This window comes from Mesorhizobium sp. PAMC28654, assembly GCF_020616515.1.
GTDB lineage: Bacteria > Pseudomonadota > Alphaproteobacteria > Rhizobiales > Rhizobiaceae > Mesorhizobium.
The window spans coordinates 2,361,413-2,386,866 of sequence record NZ_CP085135.1 but is presented as its reverse complement, the minus strand read 5'-3'; the positions used below and the strand labels follow the sequence as shown (position 1 = coordinate 2,386,866).

Genomic DNA, 25,454 nt, shown 5'->3' with positions numbered 1-25,454 from the left:
ATTGGAATAAATTATTCCTTCTGTAGGTATACCTGGTACGCCGGCATCCTGAAACGCTCGGGGAAACGCATGTCCGTCCTGAAGAAGATCGAAGTGAAGCTCGACGCCATGGCGCCCGGCGATCGCGAGATCGGCCAGTACATCGTCGACAATCCCGACCAGATGCTGCGCCTGTCGACGGCGGCGCTGGCGGCCGAGATCGGCCGCAGCCAGTCGAGCGTCGTCAAGTTCAGTCAGAAGCTTGGCTACGCCAGCTACCAGGAGCTCAAGCTTGCCGTCAGCGAGGCCAAGGCGCAGGACTGGCAGGTGCCGGCCGGCATGATCCACGGCTCGATCGAAGTCGGCGACAATCACCAGGTCATCCTGAAGAAGCTGATCGGCAGCAAGCTTCTGTCGATGCAGCAGACCGTCGCCAGCAACAGCGAGCGGATCATCTCCAAGGTGTTGGAAATGCTGGATGGCGCACGCCGCATCCATCTGGTCGGCGTCGGCGCATCCTCACTGGTGGCGCGCGATTTCTCCTACAAGCTGATGAAGCTCGGCCGCAATGTCCTGCATGACAGCGACAGTCACATCCAGATGGCCAATGTCTCGACGCTCCGGCCTGGCGATGTGCTGTTCGCGCTCTCCTATTCCGGCGCCAGCATCGAAACCTTGCGCATCGCCGAGCTTGCCCGCAAGCGCGGCGCGACCGTCATCGCAGTCACCGGACTGCATGACAATCCGCTGAGCCGCGTTGCCGACATCCGCCTCTACACGGTCGCCGATGAAGAGCGCGCGCGCTCGTCATCCATCACGGCGCGCGACGCGCAGCTGACGCTGACCGACCTACTGTTCATCCTGCTGGTTCAAAGGCAGCCCGACGCCAACGAGTTCGTGCACAACAGCGAGCTGGCCGTTTCCGTGCTGAAGGCGGATCGGTCCTCATAGCTTCCGTTCAGCTGTCCTCCCGGCGCGCCGTGTCGCCTTCGAAACCGCACCGCCAGTAGGCGACCACAAGATGCTGCTGACGCGTAAGCTTCCTGTCCTGCCGAAGGTAGGAGCGGATCGCGCGAAAGCTCTTGTGCTCGCATCCCACCCAGGCAAAGACACTGCGATCGTCCTCGGGCCAGCGCACATTCCGAACCGCGTCCTCGAGCAAAGTGGACTTGCCTGGCGCCACGCCGTTACGGTGCAGCCACTGGATATCAAGCCCGGCCCGTGAAGTGAGCCGTTGTTCCTCGCCATCATCGGCGACCTCGATGCGCACCACTGCCTCTGCGCCTTCCGGCAGCTTCTCCAGGATACGACCGATCGCCGGCAGGGCCGTCTCGTCGCCCGCCAGCAGGTACCAGTCGGCCGGAGCGACGCTGCCGCCACCCGGTCCGGTAATGCCGACGATATCGCCTGCACGCGCATTGCAGCCGAAACGCGCACCGGGCATGCCCTCACCTTCATGCAGGACGAAATCGATGTCGACCTCGCCCTTTTCGACGTCGACGCGCCGCAGCGTATAGATGCGCACATCCGGACGCTGTCCGGCCTCGGGCCATGCCGGACGACCATCCGCGCCGGTGACCGGCCACGCGGGCGCCACGCCATCCCTTGGCAGCAGCAGGCGCACATGCAGGCCGCCCGTCGCGAAGCGCCCGAGGTCCTCGCCGGCCAGTGTTAGCCGCTTCATATGCGGTGTCAGGTTCTCGGTGCGGACAACACGCATCTCCCGAAAGTAGGGCAAGGGTTGGCCTGCCGCGCCGTCACCCTGCCAGACGATGCTGGGGTTCTCCGCCGAAGCGAAGGTCAGCAGATGCTCGGCAATGGAAAGCTTCACATAGGCCAGCGAGCTTTCGTCCCGGCCCTCGGCACGCACCTTCAGGCAGCCCAGGCAGGCTTCCATGCTGGCCGTGCCGAAAGCGGTGTCGATACGGCTGCGGGCGCCGTCGATGGCAACGGCGCCGAACTCGACAAAATGCGCGCAAAGCCGCTGCATGATGTCTTGTGGGCAGGAGAGCATGATCTCGGCGGATGCTTCGAAATTTCTTGGCATGTCAGCCATGGCGCGGCACTCCTTTTGCAAGCAGGTAGACGAGATACGGCCCGCCAAGCAGCGAGGCGAAAAGGCCGGCGGGCAGTTCGTAGGGAAAGGCCGCCATGCGCGAAAGCCAATCCGACACGATCATCAGCAAGGCGCCCAACAGCATCGCCCCGGCGAGATGGGCGCGTGCGCGTGAAAAGCCGATGAGACGGGCAAGATGCGGCGCGATCAGGCCGACGAAGCTCAGCGGGCCGACGACCATGGCGGCCAGCGCGGTCAGCATCGCGGCGACAATGATCAGCATCAGCCGCCCGCCGGAGACCGGCACGCCCAGTCCGCGCGCGCTGTCCGCCCCAAGCGGCAGGATATCCAGCCAGCGGGCAGCGAGGAACAGCGGCAGCGTCAACGGAGCGATGCAGGCGATCGCCACCCAGGCATCCACAGCCGTCGCCTGGCTGGTCGAGCCGCTGAGCCAGCGTAACAGGATGTAGGCTTGCGCGTTGCCCATCGCGATCGTCGCGGTGATGACGGCGCTGCACAGCGCGCTCATGGCGATGCCTGCGAGCAGCAGCCGGTCCGTGCCGAATTTCGCCCGTGCAGCGATGGCCAGCATCACGAGCAATGCCGCCAGCGCGCCAAGACCGGAGCCCGCGAGTTGCCAGCCGAGGCCTGCCGTTGCGCTGACCATCAGCACCGCGGTGAGGCCCGCACCGGCGCCCGTGCCGACACCCAGCACTTCGGGGCTTGCCAGAGGGTTTCCGGTGACACGCTGGATCACCACGCCGGCCACCGCCAGCATGGCGCCAGCGGCCGCAGCCACGCCGATCCGTGGCGCGCGCCAGGCGGCGAGGTCGGCCAGCATTTCGCCGCTGGCGATCGACCAGCCCATGGGGCCGCGCCCAACCACCAGTGCCATGGCTACAGCGACAAGCGTCAGCGCAAGCAGGAGCAGGATGAGGAGCCAGGGACGGCTGGCCTTGTGCGATTTGGTGCCGGTGGCGCCGAGATGCGGCCATTCGAACATGCGCAACCGTGGCAACAGCCAGAGCAGCAGGGGACCACCGAGAAGTGCCGTGCCCGCGCCAGTCGGAATGCGTTCGCCACCGGAGCCGGCGGCCAGTTGCTCCAGCCCATCCGTCAACCACAGCAGGATGGCGCCGATCAACGGCGCGGCAAGCAACTTCTGTCGCAAGGTGCGTGCGCCCGAAAGCGTGGCCAGCGCCGGCGCGGCAAGGCCGACGAAACCGATGACGCCGACCTCGGCCGCGACGGTGGTCGCCATCCACACGGCAAGCGCGATGACGAGAAAACGGCTGGCGTGACGGGCAACGCCCAGGCCGCGCGCCGAGGCGTCGTCGAGGCCAAGGATCGTCAATGGCCGCAACAGCATCAGCGCCGCAAAGGCGCCGGCGGCGAGCCTGACTGCCAGGGCCATGGCCGGCCCCCAATCCTGCTGGACCAGCGAGCCGCCACCCCAGATGAACAGGGAGAACAGATATTCGCCATTGGCAAGGATCATGGCAGCGCTGATGGAACTGGCGGTCAGCGCCACCATCATTCCGGCAAGCACGACCGACACCGGTTCCAGCCCGCGCCGCCAGGTCAGCGACAGCACCAGCAGCACCGCTCCGATACCGCCGGCAAAGGCGACCAATCCCTGCGATCGCTCCATCAGCAAGGGGGCGTGAAGCGAGGCGATCGTCATGGCCAGTTGTGCGCCAGCCGAAATGCCGAGCGTCGACGGTTCCGCCAGCGCATTGCGCAGCACATGCTGCAGCAAGAGCCCGGACAGGCCAAGGACAGCGCCTGCCAGCACCGCCACCGCCGCACGTGGCAGCGTGCTGTAGAGCAGGATGACGCGATCGAGGTCGACGCCGTTACCAGGCAGTGCTGCCGGCCATTGCACGCCAACGCGCCATGCGAACAGGAGCACGGCTGCCACCGCCAGGATGCCCCACAGGGCAACGGGCGATAGGGCGCTGCCGGCGATGGCGCGGTGAGGCAGGGCAGGGCGGGTCGCGGTACTATCCGTCATGACGCGTGCCCGGCAAGCGCGGCTGCTGCCAGCCGCGCAAAGCGGCGCGCCGAAGGCAGGCAGCCGAAATGATTGACCGGCTCCAGCACGGTGACGCGTTTCTGGCGGACAGCCGGCAAGGCGTTCCACAGCGCATTGGTCGGAAGCGAGCGGCCGACATCCGCCGGAAGCGGCGATACGATCAGTATCGACGCCTCCGGGACGCGTGCCAGCGCCTCCAGCCCGACGGGCGCGGCGGCGCTGTAGCTTGTCTCGTTGCTCCAGGCATTTTCGATGCCGAGCCGTGTCAGCACATCGCCAAACATGGCGTCCCGGCCAAAGGCGCGGAAATGGCGGGAATCGCCAAGGCTGATGACGAAGGCCGGCCGCGTGGAAGCTGCCGGCAAGGCGGCGCGAAGCCGTGCGATCTCGCGAGCGGTCTCATCGAGGTAAAGCTTGGCCTCGGCCTGTCGTCCAAGCCTTTCGCCCAGCGCCAGCGTCGCGGCCTCGGCGAGCGGGTAGGGTGGCACACCGGCCTCATAGACGGCTTGCGCAAATACTGGCGCGATGCGCTCGAGCATGGGGCGCTGGTATTCGTAGAAATTGGAGATGACGATGAGATCCGGCGCGATGATGCGCAGCAGCTCGTAATTGGGCGCGCCGCGCAGCCCGAGATCAGCAACGGATTCGGGGACGGCCGGCTCGACCGCGATCTTGCGGAACTGCATCAGTTCTGTCGCCGCCACAGGTTGGACGCCGAGCGCCAGAAGCGTTTCCAGCATGCCCCAATCGATTGCGGCAACGCGTGCGGCCGCCGCACTCGCGGCGATCGGAGGCAGCATGGCCGCGGCCGCCAGCGCAAGCACCTGCCTTCTGTTGGGCAGATGCATCATCGCCGGCGCCCTGGGCACATGGCTACCAAGTCGTATGCGCCTTCAGCTTGAACGAGCGACCCTCGCCGTAGCTGCACACGTTGAGACCCTGGCAACTGGACACATAGGTCTTGTCGAAGAGGTTGGTGACGTTGAGATCGACACCCCAGCCCTCCTTCTCGTAGCCGAGCTTGAGGTCGGCAAGCGTAACCGCGGGCACCTTGTGCTCATTGGCGCTGTCTGCCCATGAGGAACCGATATAGCGGACGCCGCCACCGATCGAGATGCCGTCATACCAGTCACCTCGGAACGTGTAGTCGACAGACGCCGAGGCCATCACTTCCGGCACGACGAAGGGCTTCTTGCCGATCAGTGTGAGGTCCGCATCCTTGGTGATGTCGAGATCATGGGCGGTGAAAGCACCGGTGATGCGGAAATCCTCTGTGACATCCACCTTGCCTTCCAGTTCCACGCCGCGTGAACGCACTTCGCCGGTCTGAATCTGGGCATTGGGATTGCCGGCGGTCGCGGTAGCCACATTCTGGCGGGTGAGGTCGAAGAGCGACAGGGTGAACAGGCCATCGACAAAGGTCGGCACATATTTGACGCCATGCTCGTATTGCTGGCCGGTCTCCGGCTGGAACAGATTGCCGCTGGCGTCGGTGCCGATGATCGGGTTGAAGAAGGTGGCGACGCTGGCATAGGGCGTCACACCATTCGCAAACTCGTAGGCCAGCCCCGCCCGGCCGGAGAAGTCGCCGACGGTTTGGCTCAGATCGATGACCGGAAGGTTCCATTTTTCCGTGTAGTAGGTAGGACGGTTGTCGGCGTCGAGCCAGCCGCGATCATAGCGGCCATTCAGCGTCACCAGCCAGCCATCGCCGAAGCGCAACTGGTCCTGCGCATAGAGGCCGAGTTGCAACTGCGTCAGGTTCTGATTGAGGTAGCTGACGCGCGGTGTCAGCGGCGAGCCGTAAACCGGATGGAACGCGTCGATGGGGTTGTCATAGTTTTCATCGTAGAGACCGGACGACTGGACCTGGTCGATGTTGTAATATTTGAAATCCAGACCGGCGAGGATCGTGTGTTCGACCGGCCCCGTCGTTACCTTGCCCTCGATCTGGTTGTCGATGAGGACGGTCTTAGCCGTGGTGTCATGATCGAAATTTATGCGTGCAAGATCGGTAGGCCCTCCGATGAGTGACCAGCCGTTCGGATAGACGCTGACCTCGTGATGTCGGCTGCGGTGAACCGGGCGTTGGAGCGAACCGCCCAGTCATTGTCGAAAGTGTGCGAGAATTCGTAGCCGATCGAACCCTGTTCGCGCTTGTAGAGGTCGACGCTCGGTTCCGTAAAATTGGCATCGGGATCAATGCGGCCGTAGTTCACGTCAACGCCCCCGATTTTCACGATCCGGTCCGTCACAGTGCCATCATAGGGCAGGAAGCTGCCGCCATTGTGGTTCTCGTCGATGTGGGAGTAGTTGGCCAGAATGGTCAGTGTGGTTGCTTCGTCGGGCTTCCAGGTGATGCTGGGCGAGATGAAACCGCGCCAGCCATTCTGCAGGTCGCTGTAAGTGTCGCCGCCGGCGACCTTGCCAGTCATCCGGTAGCTCACCGCACCGTTGCTGGCCACGTCGCCGATGTCGAAGCCGAGATAGGCATTGCCGGCGTCGTTGATGCCGGTCTCAACATAGCGCTGCCGGCCGTCGGGGCGCTTGCTGACATAGTTGACCAGGCCGCCGGGATTGCTGCCGCCATAAAGCACCGAGGCCGGGCCTTTCAGAACCTCGATGCGCTCGAGCCCGAAGCTGTCGACATAGAAGCCGCCGAAGCCATAGCTGAACAGCTGCAGGCCATCCATGTAGGTGCCTGTAGCCGTCGCCTGGAAACCACGGATGAACAGCCAGTTTGTATCGCTGTCCGGCCCGAAGGGCTGCGCGAACACGCCGGCGGTGTAGCGCAGCGCCTCGTCAGCCTTCTGCGCACCTTGATCGTCAATCTCCTGGCGGCCGACCACCGAGACGGATTGCGGGATATCCTTGATCTCAGTCGCGGTCTTGGAGCCGGTCTTGGTCTTCTTGGCAACCACGCCTTTGACCGGTCCGGTCGCACTGTCGCCGGTCTCACCCTCGACCACCACCGGCTCAAGCTGGGTGCTGTTCTGCGCGGTCTGGGCAAACGCGGCCACGGACGGGATCATCGCAACCACGGCGACGCTGCCCGCAAGGACCGCCTTCATCCGGTAAATTCTGCTCATAAGGAAAGTCCCCGCCTATCGAAGTTGAGATACTTGACCATTTATCTCAACTTATGTGCGGGTCATTGGACGGATTTGGGTGCTTTGTCCGTTCTTGTCCAAATGGCCGATATCCCGGCGCCATGTTGCTCAAATGTCACTGCCGGTGGTGGGCGGCCTTCCAAGCGCCGGGCGTCACGCCGACAATCGATTTGAAGACCCGTGTCAGGTGCGCCTGGTCGAAAAATCCGGCTGCCTCGGCGATGTCGCCGAGCGAGGCGGCTTCATGCGTCATCATCGCCTGGATTCTGGCGACACGTGCCTGCATCTGCCAGCGGTGTGGCGCCATTCCCGTGGCCGCCTTGAAGGCGTGGCTCACGGCGGTTTCCGACAGGCCGGTCAGCGCGGAGAGATCGGCAAGCCGGATCTTGTCCAGGCAATGCGCCTCCATGTACTCGGTGACCAGCCGCAGCTTGTGACGTGACAGCGGCGCGCGCTGCCGCGCCGGGTTCGGCCTGTCGATCTCGAAGAGGCTGACGAACAAGGCGTTCAGCAGACCCTCGCCATAGAGATCGTGCATCGGTTGGCCACTGTCGCATTCGGCGGCGATCAGCCCGGCCAGCGCGGCGATCTTGTCGTCGCGAAACTGGAAGCGAGATACCCGCAAGGCGTCGCGATCGAGGCTGCCGCCGAAGCGGCGGGTCAGCGTCGCCGCGTCGAAATGCAGGTCGAGATGCCGGATGTGGCTGAGACCCTCTACCCGTCCACGAATGGGCACTCCCGCCGGTATGTAGGCCATCGAAAACGCGCGATCGTGACGGCGCAACTCGCCCTTTGCGCCCTCAACGAAAAACGCACCGCCCCCGTCCACCTTCAACGTGACGAAAAGCCTGGGGTCGGGGGAAACGTAGTAGCCTTCGGCTTTCTCTCCGCACGAAACATCCCAGAGATCGGCGACCACGCCGTCCCAGACCTGACATTTCAGGTTGCCGATGGCTGAAAAGCCTTCAATTCGACTTTCCATCCGGGGAACGAAGGTCACGTCGTGTTCATCCTGGGTATAATACATGATAAAAACAATCATGTTTATGCCCGGTCAGGGACGGCACCGCAAGCCCTTGCTTCGCGGTTGTTCGAGCGGTTCATCGCTTCACGAAGCGCCGAACCCGCTCTATCTCCTTGTTTTGACGCAATCCCGGACGGAAAACCGTTTCACGCTTTCCTGGAGTTCTGGAAGTCGCCCGGACCGATGCCGTGGGTCAGGAGACCCTAAACGCTTTCGAGATAGGTCTCGATCTCGAAATCGCTGACATTGAGCGCGAACGTGTTCAACTCCTGTCGTTTGCAGGCGATGAAGGAGTCGCGCAGGATCGCTGGAAAGATCTCCGCGACATGCGTCCCGCTTTCAAAGGCCGCGATCGCGGACGCCCAGTCCGGCGGCAGCTTTGCCGGCACAACGCCTTGCCCATCGTTGCCGGTCGGGTCGCCAGGCGACATCTGCTTTTCAATGCCGATCAGAGCGGCGCCCAATATGGCGGCAAGCACCAGGTAAGGATTGGCGTCCGCTCCCGACACGCGATGTTCGATGCGGCGCGCGCCGGTCGGGCCGCCGGGAATGCGGATCGCGACCATGCGGTTCTCGTAGCCCCAGGCGACAGCGGTCGGTGCATAGGACCTCGGGCGAAGCCTGCGGTAGGAATTGAAGTGCGGTGCGAACACCAGCGTGCTCTCGGCCATCGCCGCGAGCAGGCCGCCGACCGCATGGCGCATGATGTCCGAGCCCTGGTCGGTGCCGTCGTCGAAGACGTTGCGTCCCTCGGCGTCGATCAGGCTGAAATGGACGTGGAAGCCGTTGCCGGCGCGGTCGCCATAGGGCTTCGCCATGAAGCAGGCGGCAAAGCCGTGCTTGCGCGCGATGCCCTTGACCGTGCGCTTGAACAGCACGGCATCGTCGGCCGCGCGCAGGGCGTCGGCGACATGGTTCAGATTGATCTCGAACTGGCCGACGCCATTTTCGGCAATGGCCGTGTCGACGGGAATGCCCTGTGTCCGGCAGGCCTCGTAGACGTCGTGGATGAAGGATTCGAAGTCGTCGATCTCGTCGATCGACAATGCCGCGTCGGAATCGAGACGGCGCCCGGTTACCGGCGACACCGGTCCGACCGGCCGCTGCGACTGCGGATCGACCAGATAGAATTCAAGTTCCGTTGCCGCGACCGGGGTCAACCCCAAGGCCTTGTAGCGATCGAGAATGCGAGCCAGCGCCCGCCGTGGATCGCCGAGATAGGGCGCGCCGTTTTCGTCGGCGAGCCAGAGCGGCACAAGCGCCGTCGGATGCGCCGTCCAGGCCACCGGGAGAATACCGCGTCCGGTCCATTGGCAGAGTCCGTCGGCGTCGCCGGTCGAGAAGACCAGCGTGTTGCCTTCGATGTCCTCACCCCAGATGTCGAGCCCGATCAGGGAATAGGGCATGCGCAGCTTGCCCTCCAGCGCCTTGCGTGCCTGCTCGACCGGGATGCGCTTGCCGCGCATGACGCCGTTGAGGTCGCACACAGCGGCCCTCAGGCTCTGGATATCGTTTCTGCTTTCAAGCCAGTTCAGGACGTCCGCAATTGCATCGCTCAATTTCTAACCTCTGGTTTTGGAGGGTGCCGCAGCCTGATAGGCTGTACTGGCCCGGTAAAAGTAGCTTGTGAGTTTTTGAAAGCCCGATCTGGCTGCCGCCAGCGGTTTTTCTTATTTTTTCAATTCACTAGCTGGGATGTCGGGAGGCATTTCAAAACCAATTTCGCGATCTGCGATCGCAATATAGAGGGAAGGGGGCATAAAGCCAAGTAGCATTCGAACTGCCGCCAGCCTCAACATGGCCCGCGGTTTTGAGTTGAACATCAGCCGCGGTGCGATTCTAGTTTCTCGTTTCTGGAAATCTGGCCTGCCGAAGAATATGCGCCGCGCCCTCATCAATGTCGCGAACGATGGCTGCCCGGGCGCGCTCTCCGTCCTGGGCCTCGATCGCCGCGACGACTTCCTCATGGTAGTCGATATCGAGAATGGAGGCGAGGTCGTCCTCGAACCCCATGGCCAGGTTCCGCAGAAACGGGCCAACCTGCATCCATACGGTCTCGATCAGGAAGATCATCTGCTCGTTGCCGCAATGGCGATAGATCGAGAATTTGAAGTCGTGGTTCTTGCGCAGATAGTCGTCGATATCGCCCTTGCGGGCCGCCGATGTCAGGTCGGTGCAGTGGCGCCGGATCGTGCGCAGATTGTTGCCGTTGACGCGTTTGGTCGCAAGTTCAGTCGCCGAGCCTTCGAGGATCGTGCGCACGGCGGTCAACTGCGAGAAACGTTCGGCCGAAATCACCGGCACCTCCACGCTGCCGTTCGGCATCGGGCTCAGCGCGCGCAGTGCCTGCAGCCGCATGAAAGCGCTGCGCACCGGCATGTCGCTGGTGCCAAGTTCCTTGGCCAGCTTGCGCGAGGTCAGCTTCTGGCCGGGCACGAACTGGCCGGACATCAGGGCTCTGACGAGCTCCAGATAGACTTTCTCATGCAGGGGCACGGTGTCGACGGCGGTCAACCCGAACTGTGTTCTGTCAGCCATTGGCAGTGCGCTACTTCATTCGTTCTGAAATCTACGTAGCTGATGACATCCGCAATTGTTCGCTGGCTGAACGCGGTTGGCGGCCATTGTCAGCCATTTCTCAGGCTGCATGATAGACGCATCGATCACAGCCCCGCAAGCCCGCGTCGGCCACGCGGCAAGCAATCCCCTTCCGTTTTCCGGGTCCGAATGACGAGGTTTTCTATCGCGCGGGCAGGGCCTTTTCCGCGTTCCCCACCACTGTCTCGTCCATCGTCAGCTCATAGCGCGTGAAGTCGCGGTTCTCGGCCGGCAGCGGCGCGACTTTCATGATGCCGCTGGCCGGCTCGAAGATGATCATCGCCACCGTCGCCGAGAGATTGCCGCCCTCTTTGCGGTTTGCCGGGCGGCAGACGCTGAGCGGCGCGGCGAAGTCGTCGAACAGTGCCTGCTTGAGGTCATCGACGGTGATGTCACCGTGACGGGCAGCAAGATGCCTGCGCACGCGATAGTCGCGGTAGAGGCTGTCCGGTACGTCGCCGAGGCCGGTTTCGCGCAGCTTGGATAGGGCGACCGGGCTCTGCCAGTGGTTGGCGTGCACGATCATCTCCTTGTCTGGATAGATCGGGAAGGCTTCGTCGGGCGCGCATTCGAAATCGACAGCGAAGCCTTCGGCCGTGCTCAGGATCATGTTGTTCGAGCAGGATTTCGGCGTCGTCGCCACCACCTTGATGGCATGGGCGAAATGCCGGGCTTCCAGCGCCCGGCGACGGATGAAGGGCAGGGGGATGCCGATGTCGCGATAGTCGCGATCCGATTCCAGATAGTTGGCGGTGATGCCGATGCCCGCCGCGTTGAAGCCGCTGCGCGCCAGTCCGCCGGCCTCGGTGAAGGTGAGGAGATCCGGGCCATCGCTGCGCCGAACGCGCAGGACAATCGAGGTCTCCGCGCATTCGGCGCGCCAGTCCCAGTTCTGGCCATGGATCAACCGGCCGGCCCTTGTCGCCTCCGGCAGGATCACTGCACCCGTGCAGCCGTCGGGCTCGTCGTCGGAAATGCCCTTCTCGCGCTTGGCCAGTTGCAGGATTTCGGTGCGGGCGTTGACCAGCAGGATCGAGAAAAGGCCGACATTGGCGCCCGAGGCGATCCCTTCCATCTCCTCGACGAGGTCGGGTGCCCATTGTTTGAGGCGGGGCAGGAATATGCCGCCAAAGCGTTCGATGTCCTTCTGTCCGAAGCCGAAGCGGTCTAGCTGCGCGGCATACAAGGCGACTGATGCACCGATGCGCTTGCGCGCCTGTTCACCATAGGCCCTGCCGCGCTCAATGGGCGTTCCGCCTACATCGACGAGTGGAAACGGCTGCATTGTGCTCATTGGAAGGGCCTCAAGTTTTGCTGATGAGGTCAATCGTATTGAATTTTGTAACAATGAAAAGCAAAACTTCCGTGAGATCGTTACTTCACGTCGCCGTTGAAGTCTCTATAATGCGAAGCACCGCAGACAGAGCGCATGAGCCTGGATATGATCGACCAGCCGATATCGGCGGGATCCGCGAGCCCGCTGCAAATCGATCTGGCGCGCCGGATTCTCGAACGCATTCGCGATTCCGGCTGGGCTGTCGGTACCCGTATTTCCGTACCGGACCTTGCCCGCGCATTTGGTGTGTCGCGTTCCCCGATCAGCGCCGCGCTTGAGCTGTTGGTCGCCCGGGGCATTCTGACGGGGTTCGGGACGAGGGGACTGCAGCTGGCGCTGGATGTCGCCGAACTCGACCCGCAAGTCATCCTGCCGAGTTCGCCGCTCGAGGACCTTTACCGCCGGATGATGAAGGATCGTGCTGTGGGAGAACTGCCCCAGGACGTGTCCGAGGCCGAACTGATGCCGCGCTATCAGGTGTCACGCGGCGTGATCAGAAAGCTGTTGCTGCGCTTTGCCGCCGAGGGTCTGGCGCAGCGGCTGCCGGGCCATGGCTGGCGCTTCGCCGAGTCGCTGGTAGGCGACGACGCCCAGCGGGAAAGCTACGAATTCCGCATCGTCGTCGAATGCGCCGCACTGCGCTCACCGATGTTTCGTGCCGACCTCCAGCAACTGGCGCAGGTTCGCCGCGCGCATGAGCGCATCCTGTCCACGGTCCTGGAAGGAAGGCCATTGACCGGCGGCGACGAATGGTTCCGGATCAACGCCTCTTTCCACGAAGGGCTCGCGGCGTGCTCGGGCAATCGCTTCCTGGCGGACGCCGTGCGTCAGCAGAACAATCTGCGCCGGCTGCAGGAATCGGCCGGGTTCGACCAATTGCCCACGGAGCGGCTCGAACGGTCCTGCCGCGAACACCTTGCCATTCTCGATGCCGTCGAAGCGGGAGAGATCGAGTGGGCCGAGGCCCTGCTTCGCCAGCATCTGCGGCAGGCGTCGGAATTCGCATCACCGGCACGTACAGCCTGAAAAAAGGCCGGATTTCCCGGCTTGGCGATCGCGCAAGTCGACGAAGCGCGTCTGATGCAGTGTCCGATTACAAATGTTGAATCGCCCGTACTTGCGCGGGCGGCCGCTCTCTGGCTTTTTGAGGCACCCATCCGGGCGGCCTGATTCGGGTCGCGCTGCTTTCCGTTCGGTTGCAGTTTCCGGACAGAATTTTGCGAACGAGCCGTAGGCGATCGGCGAAGGAGAAGAGGCAATGGCCGAGTTCAAGAAGCCCGAAATCTCCGAGATGAGACCCAAGATCACCGTCATCGGCGTGGGTGGCGGCGGCGGCAATGCCGTCAACAACATGATCACGGAGCAGCTTCAGGGCACCGAGTTCATCGCCGCCAACACCGACGCCCAGGCGCTGGCGATGTCGAAGGCGACAAGGCTGATCCAGCTTGGCGCCCATATCACCGAGGGGTTGGGCGCGGGATCGCTGCCCGAGATCGGCCGCGCCGCCGCCGAGGAATCGCTGGACGAGATCATGGACCACCTCCAGGGCACGCATATGTGCTTCGTCACTGCCGGCATGGGCGGCGGTACTGGCACCGGAGCCGCTCCGATCATCGCGCATGCCGCGCGCAAGGCCGGTATCCTGACCGTTGGAGTTGTCACCAAGCCGTTCGCCTTCGAAGGCAAGCGACGCATGCAGATGGCCGAGGAAGGCATTGCGCGGCTGCGCGAGGCCGCCGACACGGTCATCGTCATACCCAATCAGAACCTGTTCAGGATCGCCGACGCCAAGACCACCTTCGCCGATGCGTTCGTCATCGCTGACCGGGTGCTCTATTCCGGTGTCGGCTGCATCACCGACCTGATCGTCAAGGAAGGCCTGATCAATCTCGATTTCGCCGACGTGAAATCGATCATGCGAGGCATGGGGCGCGCGATGATGGGCACGGGCGAGGCGTCCGGCGAAAGCCGCGCCATCAAGGCGGCGGAAGCGGCCATCGCCAACCCGCTTCTGGATGAAGCCTCGATGAAGGGCGCCAAGGGTGTCCTGGTCTCGATATCGGGCGGCCGCGACATGACCCTGTTCGAGGTCGACGAGGCCGCCACCCGCATCCGCGAGGAAGTCTATGAAGACGCCGACATCATCGTCGGCGCCATCTTCGACAAGAATCTGGAAGGCAAATTCAGGGTGTCGGTCGTGGCGACCGGGCTGGATCGTCCGTTTGAGGATGACGCCGACTTCGTGCAGGGAAATCCTGGCCAGCATCAGCAGCGGATTCTACAGTAAGCGTTGCCGCAGTCAGCCCTCGTGGTCCGACGCCTCAGGTCAGTGAGCCTAATGGATTCGGCTTAAACGTGGAGCAGGGCGGAGAAAGAACCTGATGGCTCTTTCTCCTTAACGGTCAGTCCCGATCAGCCGAACTTCGGGTCGAGACTGCCCGACTTGTAGCGCTTGGCCATTTCGGCGACCGGCAGGGGCTTGATCTTCTGCGCGTTGCCGGCGGTGCCGAACTGCTCGAAGCGCTCCTTGCAGAGCTTGCGCATGGCGGCCATCGCAGGCGTCAGGTATTTGCGCGGGTCGAATTCGCTCGGGTTTTCGGTCAGCACCTTGCGGATCGCGCCGGTCAGCGCCATGCGGTTGTCGGTGTCGATGTTGATCTTGCGCACGCCATGCTTGATGCCGCGCTGGATCTCCTCGACCGGCACGCCCCATGTCGGCTTCATCTGGCCGCCATATTTGTTGATGATCTCCTGCAGATCTTCCGGCACCGAGGATGAGCCGTGCATGACCAGATGCATGTTCGGCAGCCGGCGATGGATTTCCTCGATGACGTTCATCGCCAGCACGGCGCCATCCGGCTTGCGAGAGAACTTGTAGGCGCCGTGGCTGGTGCCCATGGCAACCGCCAGCGCGTCGACATGGGTGTCCTTGACGAACTCTACCGCCTGCACCGGATCGGTCAGCAACTGGTCGTGGCTGATCTCGCCTTCGACGCCATGGCCGTCTTCCTGCTCGCCGCCACCGCTCTCCAGTGAGCCGAGCACGCCGATCTCACCTTCCACCGACACGCCGCCCCAATGCGCCATGTCGACGACGCGCCGGGTGATGCCGGAATTGTAGGCGTAGTCGGCCGGCGTCTTGCCGTCTTCCTTCAGCGATCCGTCCATCATGACGGAGGTGAAGCCGTACTGGATCGCGGTGACGCAGGTGGCTTCATTGTTGCCGTGGTCGAGATGCATGCAGACCGGGATGTCGGGGTGGATTTCAACCAATGCGTCGATCAGCTTGGCCAGCACCACGTCATTGGCGTAGGCGCGGGCGCCACGGCTCGCCTGCAGGATGACCGGCGACTTGGTCTCCTCGGCTGCCTCCATGATGGCGAGGCCCTGTTCCATATTGTTCATGTTGAAAGCGGGTACGCCGTAGCCGTATTCGGCGGCGTGATCGAGCAATTGTCTCAGTGTTATGCGAGCCACCCAATAGTCTCCCGTATCTGGTTTCAGCGCAATGTCGCGGAACTGCCGTTGCCAGTCAGTCCATCAATGCTTCTGGCCGGATTTCGGTGGAACCGCAACAGTCCGGCGCTCTGCCCGGAGCAATTCTTGTTACACAACAGCGGCTGATAGGAATGTGACACACGAAACGCTGTAGCGCGCAAAATCGTTTGGCACCCTCGCGTTCATAGGTCGAACAGATCGCCGCTGCGCGACGGTCCCGTTCAGGGGGATCTGCGATAATTGTTCAGTGGAGGCAGCCGCCATTTGGCGAGGGCTGGGAGGACTTAGAACCAGACGTAGTAGTATGGGTCGACGTCACCAAGCTTGATGCGGCCTGGCGACGAGCCGCCGATGGCTGTGTGCCGACCCCGGTTAGCCGACCGGGTTTGAAGTTCGGTCGGTATGAGCTTGGAAGCAGAGCGCAGCCTAGGCTTTTGGCTTCGCCTTTCTAACTTCCTCAATGGCCATGTTTAACGCCGTTTCAAAGGCGTGCCTTAAGTCAGAAATCTTGTCTTTCCTTAGCGCCGCGGTCTGTTTTGAAATGGGCGCAAGCTCCCCAATAAGCGCTTTCCCCGTCTCCAGCAGGTGAGCCAGAGCTGCATCCGTGGCCTCCGTCGTTTCCAAAAGGTCGCGCGACTTCCCAATGTTCGTCTGCAAACAACGCGTGATACCTTTTACATTGCCCGCTTCCGCATTGATCGCCTCTCTGCGCAACTTATGCAGGTACTCCACCGCTACTCCGATTGGCATTTGTTCCTCCCTGGCAGTCGAATCGTCACGGATCATCGTACGCCTCATTCTGAAGATGGCCGCGCGATATCCTGGGCTTGGTGCTGGCGGGCGCTAGGCGATGCCATTCGATCCTGCGCATTACCCGGCGCAGGCACGTCGAGCAGCGAGGCCAGCTCTATTTCTGCCTGCCAATCCTTGCCGCCAAGGAAAGCCGCACATCCTCCTCCGCTCCGTCAAGCAGGGCGACCAGTGCTTTGCTGGTAGCCGTGGGATTGCGCTTCTCGATGCTTTCGACGATCCGCTGATGCAGCTTGAGCGAATGGCGCTGCCCGGCCGGGCTGTCATCCGAAAGCCGGAAGCTGATCACCAGCGCGGTCTCGATCAAGGCAGCGAGCGAGCCGATCAGCTCGTTTCCCGACATATGCAGGATTGCCTGGTGAAAGGCGAGATCGGGTACGGCGAAGCGTTCGCCATCGTCGCCGGCCTGTTCCATTTCCTCGAGAATGCCCCTCAATTCGGCGATCTGTTCCGGTGTGGCGCGCTCCGCCGCCAGAGCACCGGCCATGGGCTCGATCGCGCGGCGTAACTCGAACAGGGAGCGCGCCTCCTCGGCCGTCGTCCTCGCGCCGAAACGCCACATCAGCACATCAGGGTCGAGGAAATTCCAGTCCTTGCGCGGGCGCACCCGCGTTCCCGTCCGGGGACGCATCTCCACCATGCCTTTGCCCGCCAGGACCTTGACGACTTCGCGCAGGCCGGTGCGGCTCGCGCCAAACGAGGCGCTCCAGTCGTCGCCGTTCGGCAGCTGATCGCCGGGAACGAACTTTCCGCGCACGATGCCCTGACCGATTTCGTTGAGCAGTCTGGCGTGAAGGCCGGAGGACGAGCCCGTCATGCGCGAGGTCATCCGGGATGCCCTTGGACGGGCAGCTGAATTTTTCATATTGTTCCCATTATTCATATGATTGTCACGCGCTCCCCCTAGTGAGCACATCGTTGAACAAGCGGCCAGAGCGGCCGACAAATACCGCGTAAATATTACCCGAAGAACCAGAAAAATCTCGGACCTAGCCGTCGCCGAGTGGACTTGCCCCGAAAAAGTGGAGAGTTTCCTTCTGATGAAAGGCGACCTCGATGACGAAACAGAGACAGTTTACGGATGCGTTCAAGGCGGAGGCGGTTGGCCTTGTGCGAACGAGCGGTCGGACGAAGCGGCAGATCGCGGAGGATCTTGGTGTTGGTTTCTCGACGCTGACGCGATGGATGGGTCGGCAGCTGGATCGTGAGATGGGCGATCCTGGGCGTCCGCCTGATGCTGATGTCGCCGCTGAATTGAAACGGCTGCGGCGGGAGAATGAAATCCTTCGGCAGGAGCGGGATATCTTGAAACGGGCGACGGCTTTTTTCGTCAAGGAGGGAAGTCGGTGAGGTTCGCGCTCATCGACCAGGCGAAGAAGGATTTCCCTGTGGACCGTTTGTGCGCGACGCTGGGTGTCAGCCCGAGCGGCTACTTTGCCTGGGGGCGCCGGCCGGCGTGCCGCCGGCAGCGCGACGACATGATAATGCTGGCGCATGTGCGATCGTCGTTCGCGCTGTCGAACGGAACCTATGGTAGCCCGCGCATGACGCGGGAACTGCAAGACAATGGCTTTGCCATTGGCCGGCGACGAACGGCGCGTCTGATGCGGGAGAATGGCCTCCAGGCAAGACAGAAGCGGCGGTTCAAGCGCACGACGGACAGCGAACACGCCTTTCCGGTTGCCCCCAATGTCATCGACCAGGATTTTGCCGCCACTGGTCCCAACCAGAAATGGGGTGCCGACATCTCCTACATCTGGACGCGGGAGGGCTGGTTGTACCTTGCTGTCGTCATCGATCTGTTTGCCCGCAAGGTCGTTGGCTGGGCTGCTGGCAACCGGCTACACCGCAGCCTGGCTCTGGCAGCGCTCAACAAGGCGTTCGTCATGCGGCAGCCGGAACCCGGCCTCATTCACCACTCCGACCGCGGCAGCCAATATTGTTCTATCGACTACCAAGCCGAATTGCGTGCCGCCGGCGTCATCATCTCAATGTCAGGCAAGGGCAATTGCTTTGATAACGCCATGGTCGAAACATTCTTCAAGACGCTGAAAACTGAACTGATCTGGCGCACCTCTTTCCTTACCCGCGCCGATGCCCAAGCCGCCATTGCCCGATATATCGACGGCTTCTACAATCCCATCCGGCGGCATTCCGCGCTCGACTACATCAGCCCGATGCAGTTCGAGCGAAACGCCGCCGAATGAGCAACCCGCTCTCCACTTTACCGAAGCAAGTCCAGAGGGCGTGCCGCCCTCGTTGGTCGATGTCGTGCGCGCCGAGGAATTGATCATAGCCAACAGGAACGTAAAGAATGCCCTCCATGATGAATTACCCTGCGAGCAAGGCCGCCCTGAAGGGCGCGGCCACGGCTTGCCTCCCGAAAACCATAACATCCTGCATACTCGTGTCAGGCGCACTCGCCATGACATCGATGCCCGCGCTTGCCGTCGAGCCCTGGATCATGGTCGAAAAGACGGTCTTTACCGGCGATGCCACAACATCCAAGAAGCAGGGCGTGACGACAGACGGCACGAACTGGTATTTCTCAGGCACCAATATTCTCGAGCGCACCGACAGCAACTACAATCGCAACCTGGTTGCGTCGCCCGGCATTCCACATGTCCTGGAGATTCCGTCCCAATTCTCCGACGCGGGCCTGAATCACATCGGTGACATCGATTATGCCGACGGGCTTCTGTATATTTCGCTGGATTCAAGTGTCGCGGACCCTGTCACCGGATACAGATACAACAATCCCGTTTTTGCAATCTATAATGCGAGTGACCTGAGCTATACCGGCAAGGCCTTTGCTCTCAATCCGCCCAACGGCACCATTGACATTGCCAGCTGGGTGGCGGTCGATGCCAAGAATGGCCTCGGCTACGGCATGGCGTACAACAACGCCACGGAACTGGCGGTCTACAATCTCGCGGATTGGAGCTTCAAGGAATACATCCCCCTGTCGCAGACCATCGACGCGGCGCAGGGCGGCAAGCTCCTCGACGGCTGGATGTATTTTTCCGCGAATGACGAAACCAACGGAATATACCGGGCAAATCTGAAGACAGGTGAAGTCGAGAAACTGGGCAATCGGCAGTCTCCGGACGGGCAGGAAACCGAAGGCCTTGCCTTCAAGATGACGAAGGACGGCTGGAAGCTCCACGTCCTCAACCGGGAACATCTGGACAGGCCCAACGAGGACAAGACCGTCGCCTTTTACCAATATCTGCGCCCCTTTGGAAACGCGCTTTCCGGCGAGATCCACGCCGACATCAACGGTGCGCTTGTCGAGGACAGCCGTTTCATACGCGATGCGGCAAACCGTCGAATTCGGTCAGCCTTCGATGCGGTGGCCACGCCACCTTCGATGACCGCCGCCGTGGACGACAAAGGCCTGCATGCCGCGCCTGCCGACGCCGATGGGATCGTCATCTGGAGCGAAGCGCTTGCGACCACTGGCGATGTGAAGGGCTCCGGCTATGCTGCGGACTTCGGCCGCAACACCGCTGGCTTCGTTGGCGGCGCCGACGCACCTGTCGGAAGCTGGCGGCTCGGTGTGCTCGGCGGCTACAGCCATTCGCGCTTCGATGTCACCGACCGCGCCTCGTCCGGCTCCAGCGAAAATTATGATCTCGGCATCTATGCCGGTACGCAATGGGGACTCGGCTTCCGCACCGGCGCGTTCTATGGCTGGCATGACATCGAGACGAAGCGCGACGTCGTCTTTCCAGCTTTTGCTGAATCACTCTCCGCGAACTACAAGGCCGCGACGGCGCAGGCTTTCGGTGAACTGGCCTACCGGTTGGACATCGGCCGCAATGCCATCGAACCCTTTGCCAACCTTGCCTATGTTCATGTGAACACCGATGGCTTTGCCGAGATCGGCGGCACGACGTCGGCACTGACGGGCCAGAAGATGACGACCGAGAATGCCTTCTCGACATTCGGCGTGCGTGCCTCGACCCAACTGGATACGGGCATGGCCAAAACCGCCCTGCACGGTATGCTGGGCTGGCAGCACACCTACGGTGACGTCACTCCGGTTTCCGACCTGGCCTTCAACACTGGGTCGTCGTTCACCACCTCGGGCGTGCCGATCGCCAGGGATGCGCTGGCCATCGAAGCCGGTTTCGATGTTTCCCTGTCGTCCAATGCAACGCTCGGCGCCGCCTATTCCGGCCAGATCGCCAGGGATACCCAGGCACACGCCTTCAAGATCAACTTCGACTTGAAGCTGTAGGCCAAACGAAGCGCCGGGTGGGTTCTCCACCCGGCGGCAATTGCTCAAGCGGCGATCTGTTCGCGCGCGGCGAGGATCTGGACGCAGGCGTTCGCCGCTTCCTTGCCCTTGACGGTGAAGTGCTCGAAGAAGAAGCGGTGATGCTCGGCGCTGTCGTGATAGTTGAGCGGGGTGAGCACCGCCGACAGTACCGGCACGCCGGTCGACAGCTGTACGTTCATCATGCCGTCGATCACCGCGCTCGCAACGAATTCGTGCCGGTAGATGCCGCCATTGACGACAAACGCCGTGCCGAGGATCGCGGCGTAGCGGCCTGTGCCGGCAAGCGTCTTGGCGTGCAAGGGGATCTCGTAGGCGCCGGGCACGTCGAAGACATCGACGGCAAAGCGGTTTTCCCCGAGCACGGCCATCTCCGCCTCGAATGCTGTTACGCACTGGTCGACAATATCGGCGTGCCAGCGCGCGCGAATGACGGCAATGCGGGTCGTCTCATAGTCTTTCTGGGAATGCTGATTCATGGGTCCATCCTTCCGTTTCGAACCAGAATCAGGACGCACGATACGAAATCCGGCCCGCCGGGGCGGTCCGTATTGCATTCGTTCTCTTCCATCCGGACTGTAACCGTCGGCTCCGGAATCACACCGGATCTGCTGACCTTCCCGATTTGCCGGAAAGCGCTCGCGGGCTTGAGTCTACACCCTTACCGCCGGTGGGGACTCTCACCCCGCCCTGAGAACATTGACGCGGTTTGTATGGAAGAGGAGGACGGGTGCTGTCAACTGCCGCCGCAGCTGATCTCCCCCTCGAGGGGGAGATCAGCTGCGCTCTGGGAACATCGCTTTCAACCCCTCGCGCGACGCCTTGGCGACGCCGCGTTCGGTGATCAGCCCGGTCACCAGCCGCGCTGGCGTCACGTCGAAGGCCGGGTTTGCCGCCGGCGTCGTCTCCGGGGAGATGCGCACCTGGGCGATTTCGCCGCTGGCCGTCTTGCCCCAGACCAGCGATACCTCGTCGGCCGAGCGTTGCTCGATCGGAATCTCCCTCAGCCCGTCATGCACTGTCCAGTCGATGGTCGGCGACGGCAGGGCGACATAGAACGGCACGTCATTGTCGGCCGCGGCCAGTGCCTTGAGATAGGTGCCGATCTTGTTGCAGACATCGCCATCTGCGGTGGTGCGGTCGGTGCCGACGATGACCATGTCGATCTCGCCGCGCTGCATAAGATGGCCGCCGGCATTGTCGACGATCAGCGTGTGCGGCACGCCGTGGCCGGCCATCTCCCAGGCGGTCAGCTGGGCGCCCTGGTTGCGTGGGCGCGTTTCGTCGACATAGACGTGAACGGGAATGCCGGCTTCGACAGCGAGATAGATCGGCGAAGTGGCGGTGCCGTAGTCGACCGTTGCCAGCCAGCCTGCATTGCAGTGGGTGAGGATGTTGACAGTCTCGCCCGGTTGCTTTCGCGCGGCGATGGCCTTGATGATGGCGAGACCGTTCTCGCCGATGGCGCGGTTGAGGCCGACGTCTTCATCCGCGATCTCGGCCGCGCGCCGGTAGGCGCCTTCGGCACGTTGTTCTGGCGCCAGCGGCCGCAGGAAGCGCCGCATCTCGTCGAGAGCCCAGCGCAAATTGATCGCGGTCGGGCGCGTCTCGTGGAGTGTTTCCCACACAGCATCGAGCGCGTCGTCCGACGGATCATCGGCCATCTGCATGGCGACGCCGTAGGCGGCGGTGACGCCGATCAGCGGCGCGCCGCGGACCCACATGTCGCGGATGGCTGTGGCGATACCGGCAACCGTGCTGATCGTCTCGATGCGGAAATCATGCGGCAGCCAGCGCTGGTCGATGATGTCAATCGAACGCCCGTCGTCGCTCAGCCAGATGGTACGATAGTGGCGGTCGCCGACGTTCAAATTCTGCTCTCCTGTTCGATCAACACGGCCAGATTGTTGACCTCGTCAATACTGTGTATCTGGCGCCGGTTGACAGCGATATGACGGCCGAATCTCAGCGCCTTCGCCTCGCACGAGGCGCGCAAATCCTCGTCGGCAATGGTCTCGAAATCGGCATTGTGGGCGAGGCCGAGGATGCGCCGATGAACCTCGATGCCGGCAAAGCCGAGCAGGTCGGTCCAGATCTGGTGCAGTACATGGTCGAGTGCCTGCTCGGCGCCGAGTATGTCGCCCTGATCCTCGAACAGGCTCTTCTGGTAGAGCATGCCGGTGCGCTCGGTGCGCCACAGATGCGAGAACTCGGCGCGGAACACGACCCAAGTCTCGACGGTGACATCGAGCAGATGGGCGCGCATGGCATCGCGGGTTGCCTTTTGCTCATGCCCGCGCTGCGAGAAGAACGACATCCAGAAATTGGCGAGCAGCATGCCGACGTCGAAGGCCATCGGGCCGTAGAAGGCGAATTCCGGATCGATCATCCGCGTTTCGCTATCGGTGACCATGATCGAGCCAGAATGCAGGTCGCCATGCAGCAGCGTCTCGGCATTGGCGGCGAAGAGATGCTTCAGCCGCTGCGCCTCCACCTTGAGGTCGCGATCAGCACGCAGTTCGGCGACGAGGCCGTCGAGTTGCGGCGACGTATGCCGGTTCATCTTGGCATCGAAATAGGGGGCGGAGAACACAAGGTTCTCGGTGATGTCGCAGAGTTCGACATTGTCGGCGAACAGGGCCAGGTCGGCCTTGCGGTCCTTGGCGGCCATATGCAGGTCTGAACCGCGAAACAGCGTACGGGCCATGAACAGACCGATATCCCGTGCGATGTTCGGAAGCTGCCGGCCTTCAATCAGCGCACGCCGCAAGATGATGTGCGGCGACAGATATTCCATGATGATCAGCGCCTGGCCTTCATCGAAATGATGGATGGCCGGCACCGAGCCCGGCGCGCGCGCCTCTTGCCGGCTCAGCGCGTGGTATTCGAAGAAGGAGCGCTTCAGGGGCAGCGGCCAGCTGTCGCCGACGAGGCGCACATAGGGCAGGGCCTGCTTGACCACGGCGGCGCCGCTGGCGCCTTCGACGATGAACACCAGGTTCAGATTGCCGTCGCCGACCTCACGAACCTTCCAGGCGCTCGTGTCCTTGCCGATCTTCGCGCACAGCGCCGCGTTCGTGCCGAGACGCGTTGAAAGCGTCTCCACCGACAGTGCTTCGAATGGCAATTTCCCAGTCATTCTTCTCCCTCCCGCCTATGCGCTCCGATCATAGGGAGCCTTAGCGGCGAGGCCAAGCTAGGAAGCTGTCTGGCAATTGTCAATCGTGTTGACAATTGCCGACATTGACCATAGCGTCGTCGTCAGGGAGGAACGCATGGTCGGCAATGCCGTGTTCCGCGTAGAGGGACTGAGGAAATCCTTTGGCCGCAACGAGGTGCTTGGCGGCGTCTCGCTGGACCTCCATGCTGGCGAAGTGACCGTGCTGATGGGCGCCAACGGCGCCGGCAAATCCACCCTCGTCAAGATCATCTCTGGCGTCTACGAACGGGGCGGCGGCGCCATGACCCTCGCCAGCCAGGACTTCGCGCCGAACACGCCGGCCGAGGCGATCCGCGCCGGCGTGGTCACCGTGCACCAGAACATCAATGACGGTGTCGTCGCCGACCTCGACGTGGCGACCAATCTCACGCTGGACAGGCTGAGCGGCAGCGGCGCGCCGTTCCTGTTCAATCCGGCCCGCGTGCGCCGCGAGGCAAAGGCGGTTGCCGACCGCATGGGACTAGAGCAAAATCCGAGCGGATAGAATCGATAGGGGTTTCGTTGGGATTGGAAATCTGATTCAGCATATCTGCTGGATTCGGAGGCCGGCATGGCATGGCGAAATCCTTATCGGAAGATTTGCGGGCTCGGGTGGTCGCAGCGGTTGATGGCGGCCTGTCGCGACGGGCGGCAGCGGCGCGATTTGGCGTGGCGGCGGCAAGCTCGGTGCGTTGGGTCCGGGAATGGCGCGAGACCGGAGCCACCTGCGCAAAGCCGCAGGGCGGCGACAGGCGGTCCCACCGCGTTGAAGCGTATCGCGACATCATCCTGGCGGCGATCGAGAGGCGGGTGGACATCACGCTGGTCGAACTCGCCGAGTTGCTGCGACAGGAGCATGGCGCGTCGTTTGCGACGAGCACGATCTGGCGGTTTCTCGATCGTCACTCCATGACCTTCAAAAAAAACGGCGCACGCCAGCGAGCAGGAGCGGCCAGACGTGGCGGCGCGACGAAACGCCTGGTTCGACGCCCAGCCCGATCTTGATCCCGAGCATCTGGTCTTCATCGACGAGACCGGAGCCTCGACAAAGATGGCTCGACTGCGGGGGCGCACGAAGCGCGGGATGCGGTGCCGATCGCCAATCCCGCATGGCCATTGGAAGACGACGACGTTCACCGGCGCCCTGCGCCTCACTGGCATGACCGCGCCAATGGTCCTGGACGGCCCGATGACTGGCGAATGGTTTGTCGCCTATGTCGAGCAGGTTCTCGTGCCGACGCTGCGGCCCGACGATGTCGTGATCCTCGACAACCTGCCGGCGCACAAAAGCGCAGCCGCCCGTGTGGCGATCGAAGCAACCGGCGCAAGGATGATGTTCCTCCCGCCCTATTCCCCCGACTTCAACCCGATCGAGAACGCCTTTTCCAAGCTGAAATCGATTCTACGCAAAGCCGCCGCACGAACCGTCGCGGAATTGTGGGATACCATCAGCGCCGCACTGCCTTGCTTCACACCAACCGAGTGCGCCAACTACTTCGCCGCAACAGGATATGAGCCGGAATGATC

Annotated in this window: 19 protein-coding genes, 2 pseudogenes and 1 riboswitch; of the genes and pseudogenes, 7 read left to right on the top strand and 14 right to left on the bottom strand. The window is 62.5% G+C overall.

The genetic code is table 11. From position 1 onward, the window contains the following. Positions 1-69 precede the first annotated feature (69 nt). Entirely contained in the window at positions 70-930 is an 861-nt protein-coding gene (locus LGH82_RS11995) for a MurR/RpiR family transcriptional regulator (protein ID WP_227348684.1), read from the top strand. A gap of 7 nt (positions 931-937) precedes the next feature. Here the strand turns inward: LGH82_RS11995 and LGH82_RS11990 are convergent, their stop codons facing one another. From LGH82_RS11990 to LGH82_RS11955, 8 genes and pseudogenes are all read right to left on the bottom strand, one after another. Then, positions 938-2,035, bottom strand: a complete 1,098-nt coding sequence (locus LGH82_RS11990) for a siderophore-interacting protein (protein WP_227348683.1) — start codon at positions 2,033-2,035, stop codon at positions 938-940. Then, positions 2,028-4,049, bottom strand: coding sequence for a Fe(3+)-hydroxamate ABC transporter permease FhuB (gene fhuB, locus LGH82_RS11985; RefSeq protein WP_227348682.1), 2,022 nt, complete (start codon positions 4,047-4,049; stop codon positions 2,028-2,030). Before fhuB ends, LGH82_RS11990 begins: the two co-directional genes overlap by 8 nt. Beyond that, a complete protein-coding gene (locus LGH82_RS11980; RefSeq protein ID WP_413771442.1) occupies positions 4,046-4,921 on the bottom strand; it encodes an ABC transporter substrate-binding protein in 876 nt (291 codons plus the stop codon). The genes fhuB and LGH82_RS11980 overlap by 4 nt, the downstream gene beginning before the upstream one ends. A gap of 22 nt (positions 4,922-4,943) precedes the next feature. Beyond that, positions 4,944-7,141 (bottom strand): annotated as a pseudogene (locus tag LGH82_RS33645) (TonB-dependent siderophore receptor). Between the two features lie 154 nt (positions 7,142-7,295). Beyond that, a complete protein-coding gene (locus LGH82_RS11970) occupies positions 7,296-8,180 on the bottom strand; it encodes a helix-turn-helix domain-containing protein (protein ID WP_227348681.1) in 885 nt (294 codons plus the stop codon). A 227-nt stretch (positions 8,181-8,407) separates the two neighbouring features. Continuing rightward, complete coding sequence (locus LGH82_RS11965; RefSeq protein WP_227348680.1) at positions 8,408-9,763, bottom strand: glutamine synthetase family protein; 1,356 nt, start codon at positions 9,761-9,763, stop codon at positions 8,408-8,410. Positions 9,764-10,043: 280 nt separating this feature from the next. Next, entirely contained in the window at positions 10,044-10,742 is a 699-nt protein-coding gene (locus LGH82_RS11960) for a GntR family transcriptional regulator (RefSeq protein WP_227348679.1), read from the bottom strand. A 202-nt stretch (positions 10,743-10,944) separates the two neighbouring features. Further along, positions 10,945-12,096 (bottom strand): C45 family autoproteolytic acyltransferase/hydolase, encoded by a 1,152-nt coding sequence (locus tag LGH82_RS11955; RefSeq protein ID WP_227348678.1) that lies wholly within the window; start codon positions 12,094-12,096, stop codon positions 10,945-10,947. A gap of 135 nt (positions 12,097-12,231) precedes the next feature. On the opposite strand from LGH82_RS11955, the gene LGH82_RS11950 reads away from it, so the two are divergent. Beyond that, positions 12,232-13,164, top strand: a complete 933-nt coding sequence (locus LGH82_RS11950) for a GntR family transcriptional regulator (protein WP_227348677.1) — start codon at positions 12,232-12,234, stop codon at positions 13,162-13,164. Positions 13,165-13,396: 232 nt separating this feature from the next. Beyond that, on the top strand, positions 13,397-14,425 hold the full coding sequence (ftsZ, locus tag LGH82_RS11945; protein WP_227348676.1) for a cell division protein FtsZ: 1,029 nt from the start codon (positions 13,397-13,399) through the stop codon (positions 14,423-14,425). 125 nt (positions 14,426-14,550) lie between these two features. On the opposite strand, the gene fba is transcribed toward ftsZ, so the two are convergent. The 3 genes from fba to LGH82_RS11930 form a co-directional block, all read right to left on the bottom strand. Next, positions 14,551-15,615, bottom strand: a complete 1,065-nt coding sequence (fba, locus tag LGH82_RS11940; RefSeq protein WP_227348675.1) for a class II fructose-bisphosphate aldolase — start codon at positions 15,613-15,615, stop codon at positions 14,551-14,553. 447 nt (positions 15,616-16,062) lie between these two features. Beyond that, the gene (locus LGH82_RS11935; protein WP_227348674.1) at positions 16,063-16,422 is read right to left on the bottom strand and encodes a hypothetical protein; all 360 of its coding nucleotides are present in this window, start codon (positions 16,420-16,422) and stop codon (positions 16,063-16,065) included. A 121-nt stretch (positions 16,423-16,543) separates the two neighbouring features. Then, positions 16,544-17,263, bottom strand: a complete 720-nt coding sequence (locus LGH82_RS11930) for a FadR/GntR family transcriptional regulator (protein WP_227348673.1) — start codon at positions 17,261-17,263, stop codon at positions 16,544-16,546. A 239-nt stretch (positions 17,264-17,502) separates the two neighbouring features. On the opposite strand from LGH82_RS11930, the gene LGH82_RS11925 reads away from it, so the two are divergent. Next, a protein-coding gene (locus LGH82_RS11925; protein WP_413771365.1) for an IS3 family transposase occupies positions 17,503-18,653 on the top strand; the annotation gives its coding sequence in 2 pieces (ribosomal slippage) (positions 17,503-17,767 and positions 17,767-18,653; 1,152 coding nt in all). Positions 18,654-18,871: 218 nt separating this feature from the next. Continuing rightward, positions 18,872-20,689, top strand: coding sequence for an autotransporter outer membrane beta-barrel domain-containing protein (locus LGH82_RS11920; protein WP_227348672.1), 1,818 nt, complete (start codon positions 18,872-18,874; stop codon positions 20,687-20,689). A gap of 44 nt (positions 20,690-20,733) precedes the next feature. Here LGH82_RS11920 and LGH82_RS11915 read toward each other — a convergent pair whose 3' ends face one another. The 3 genes from LGH82_RS11915 to mtnK form a co-directional block, all read right to left on the bottom strand. Further along, a complete protein-coding gene (locus LGH82_RS11915) occupies positions 20,734-21,207 on the bottom strand; it encodes a 6,7-dimethyl-8-ribityllumazine synthase (protein ID WP_227348671.1) in 474 nt (157 codons plus the stop codon). Positions 21,208-21,283: 76 nt separating this feature from the next. Continuing rightward, positions 21,284-21,430, bottom strand: a riboswitch (FMN riboswitch). A gap of 74 nt (positions 21,431-21,504) precedes the next feature. Next, entirely contained in the window at positions 21,505-22,599 is a 1,095-nt protein-coding gene (gene mtnA, locus LGH82_RS11910; RefSeq protein ID WP_227348670.1) for an S-methyl-5-thioribose-1-phosphate isomerase, read from the bottom strand. Further along, complete coding sequence (gene mtnK / locus LGH82_RS11905; protein ID WP_227348669.1) at positions 22,596-23,867, bottom strand: S-methyl-5-thioribose kinase; 1,272 nt, start codon at positions 23,865-23,867, stop codon at positions 22,596-22,598. Before mtnK ends, mtnA begins: the two co-directional genes overlap by 4 nt. A gap of 136 nt (positions 23,868-24,003) precedes the next feature. Between mtnK and LGH82_RS11900 the strand changes: the two are divergent. Both LGH82_RS11900 and LGH82_RS11895 read left to right on the top strand, forming a co-directional pair. Next, positions 24,004-24,411, top strand: a pseudogene (locus LGH82_RS11900) (ATP-binding cassette domain-containing protein); the annotation flags it as partial. A gap of 92 nt (positions 24,412-24,503) precedes the next feature. Then, a protein-coding gene (locus LGH82_RS11895; RefSeq protein WP_227343924.1) for an IS630 family transposase occupies positions 24,504-25,452 on the top strand; the annotation gives its coding sequence in 2 pieces (ribosomal slippage) (positions 24,504-24,847 and positions 24,846-25,452; 951 coding nt in all). Positions 25,453-25,454: the final 2 nt, after the last annotated feature.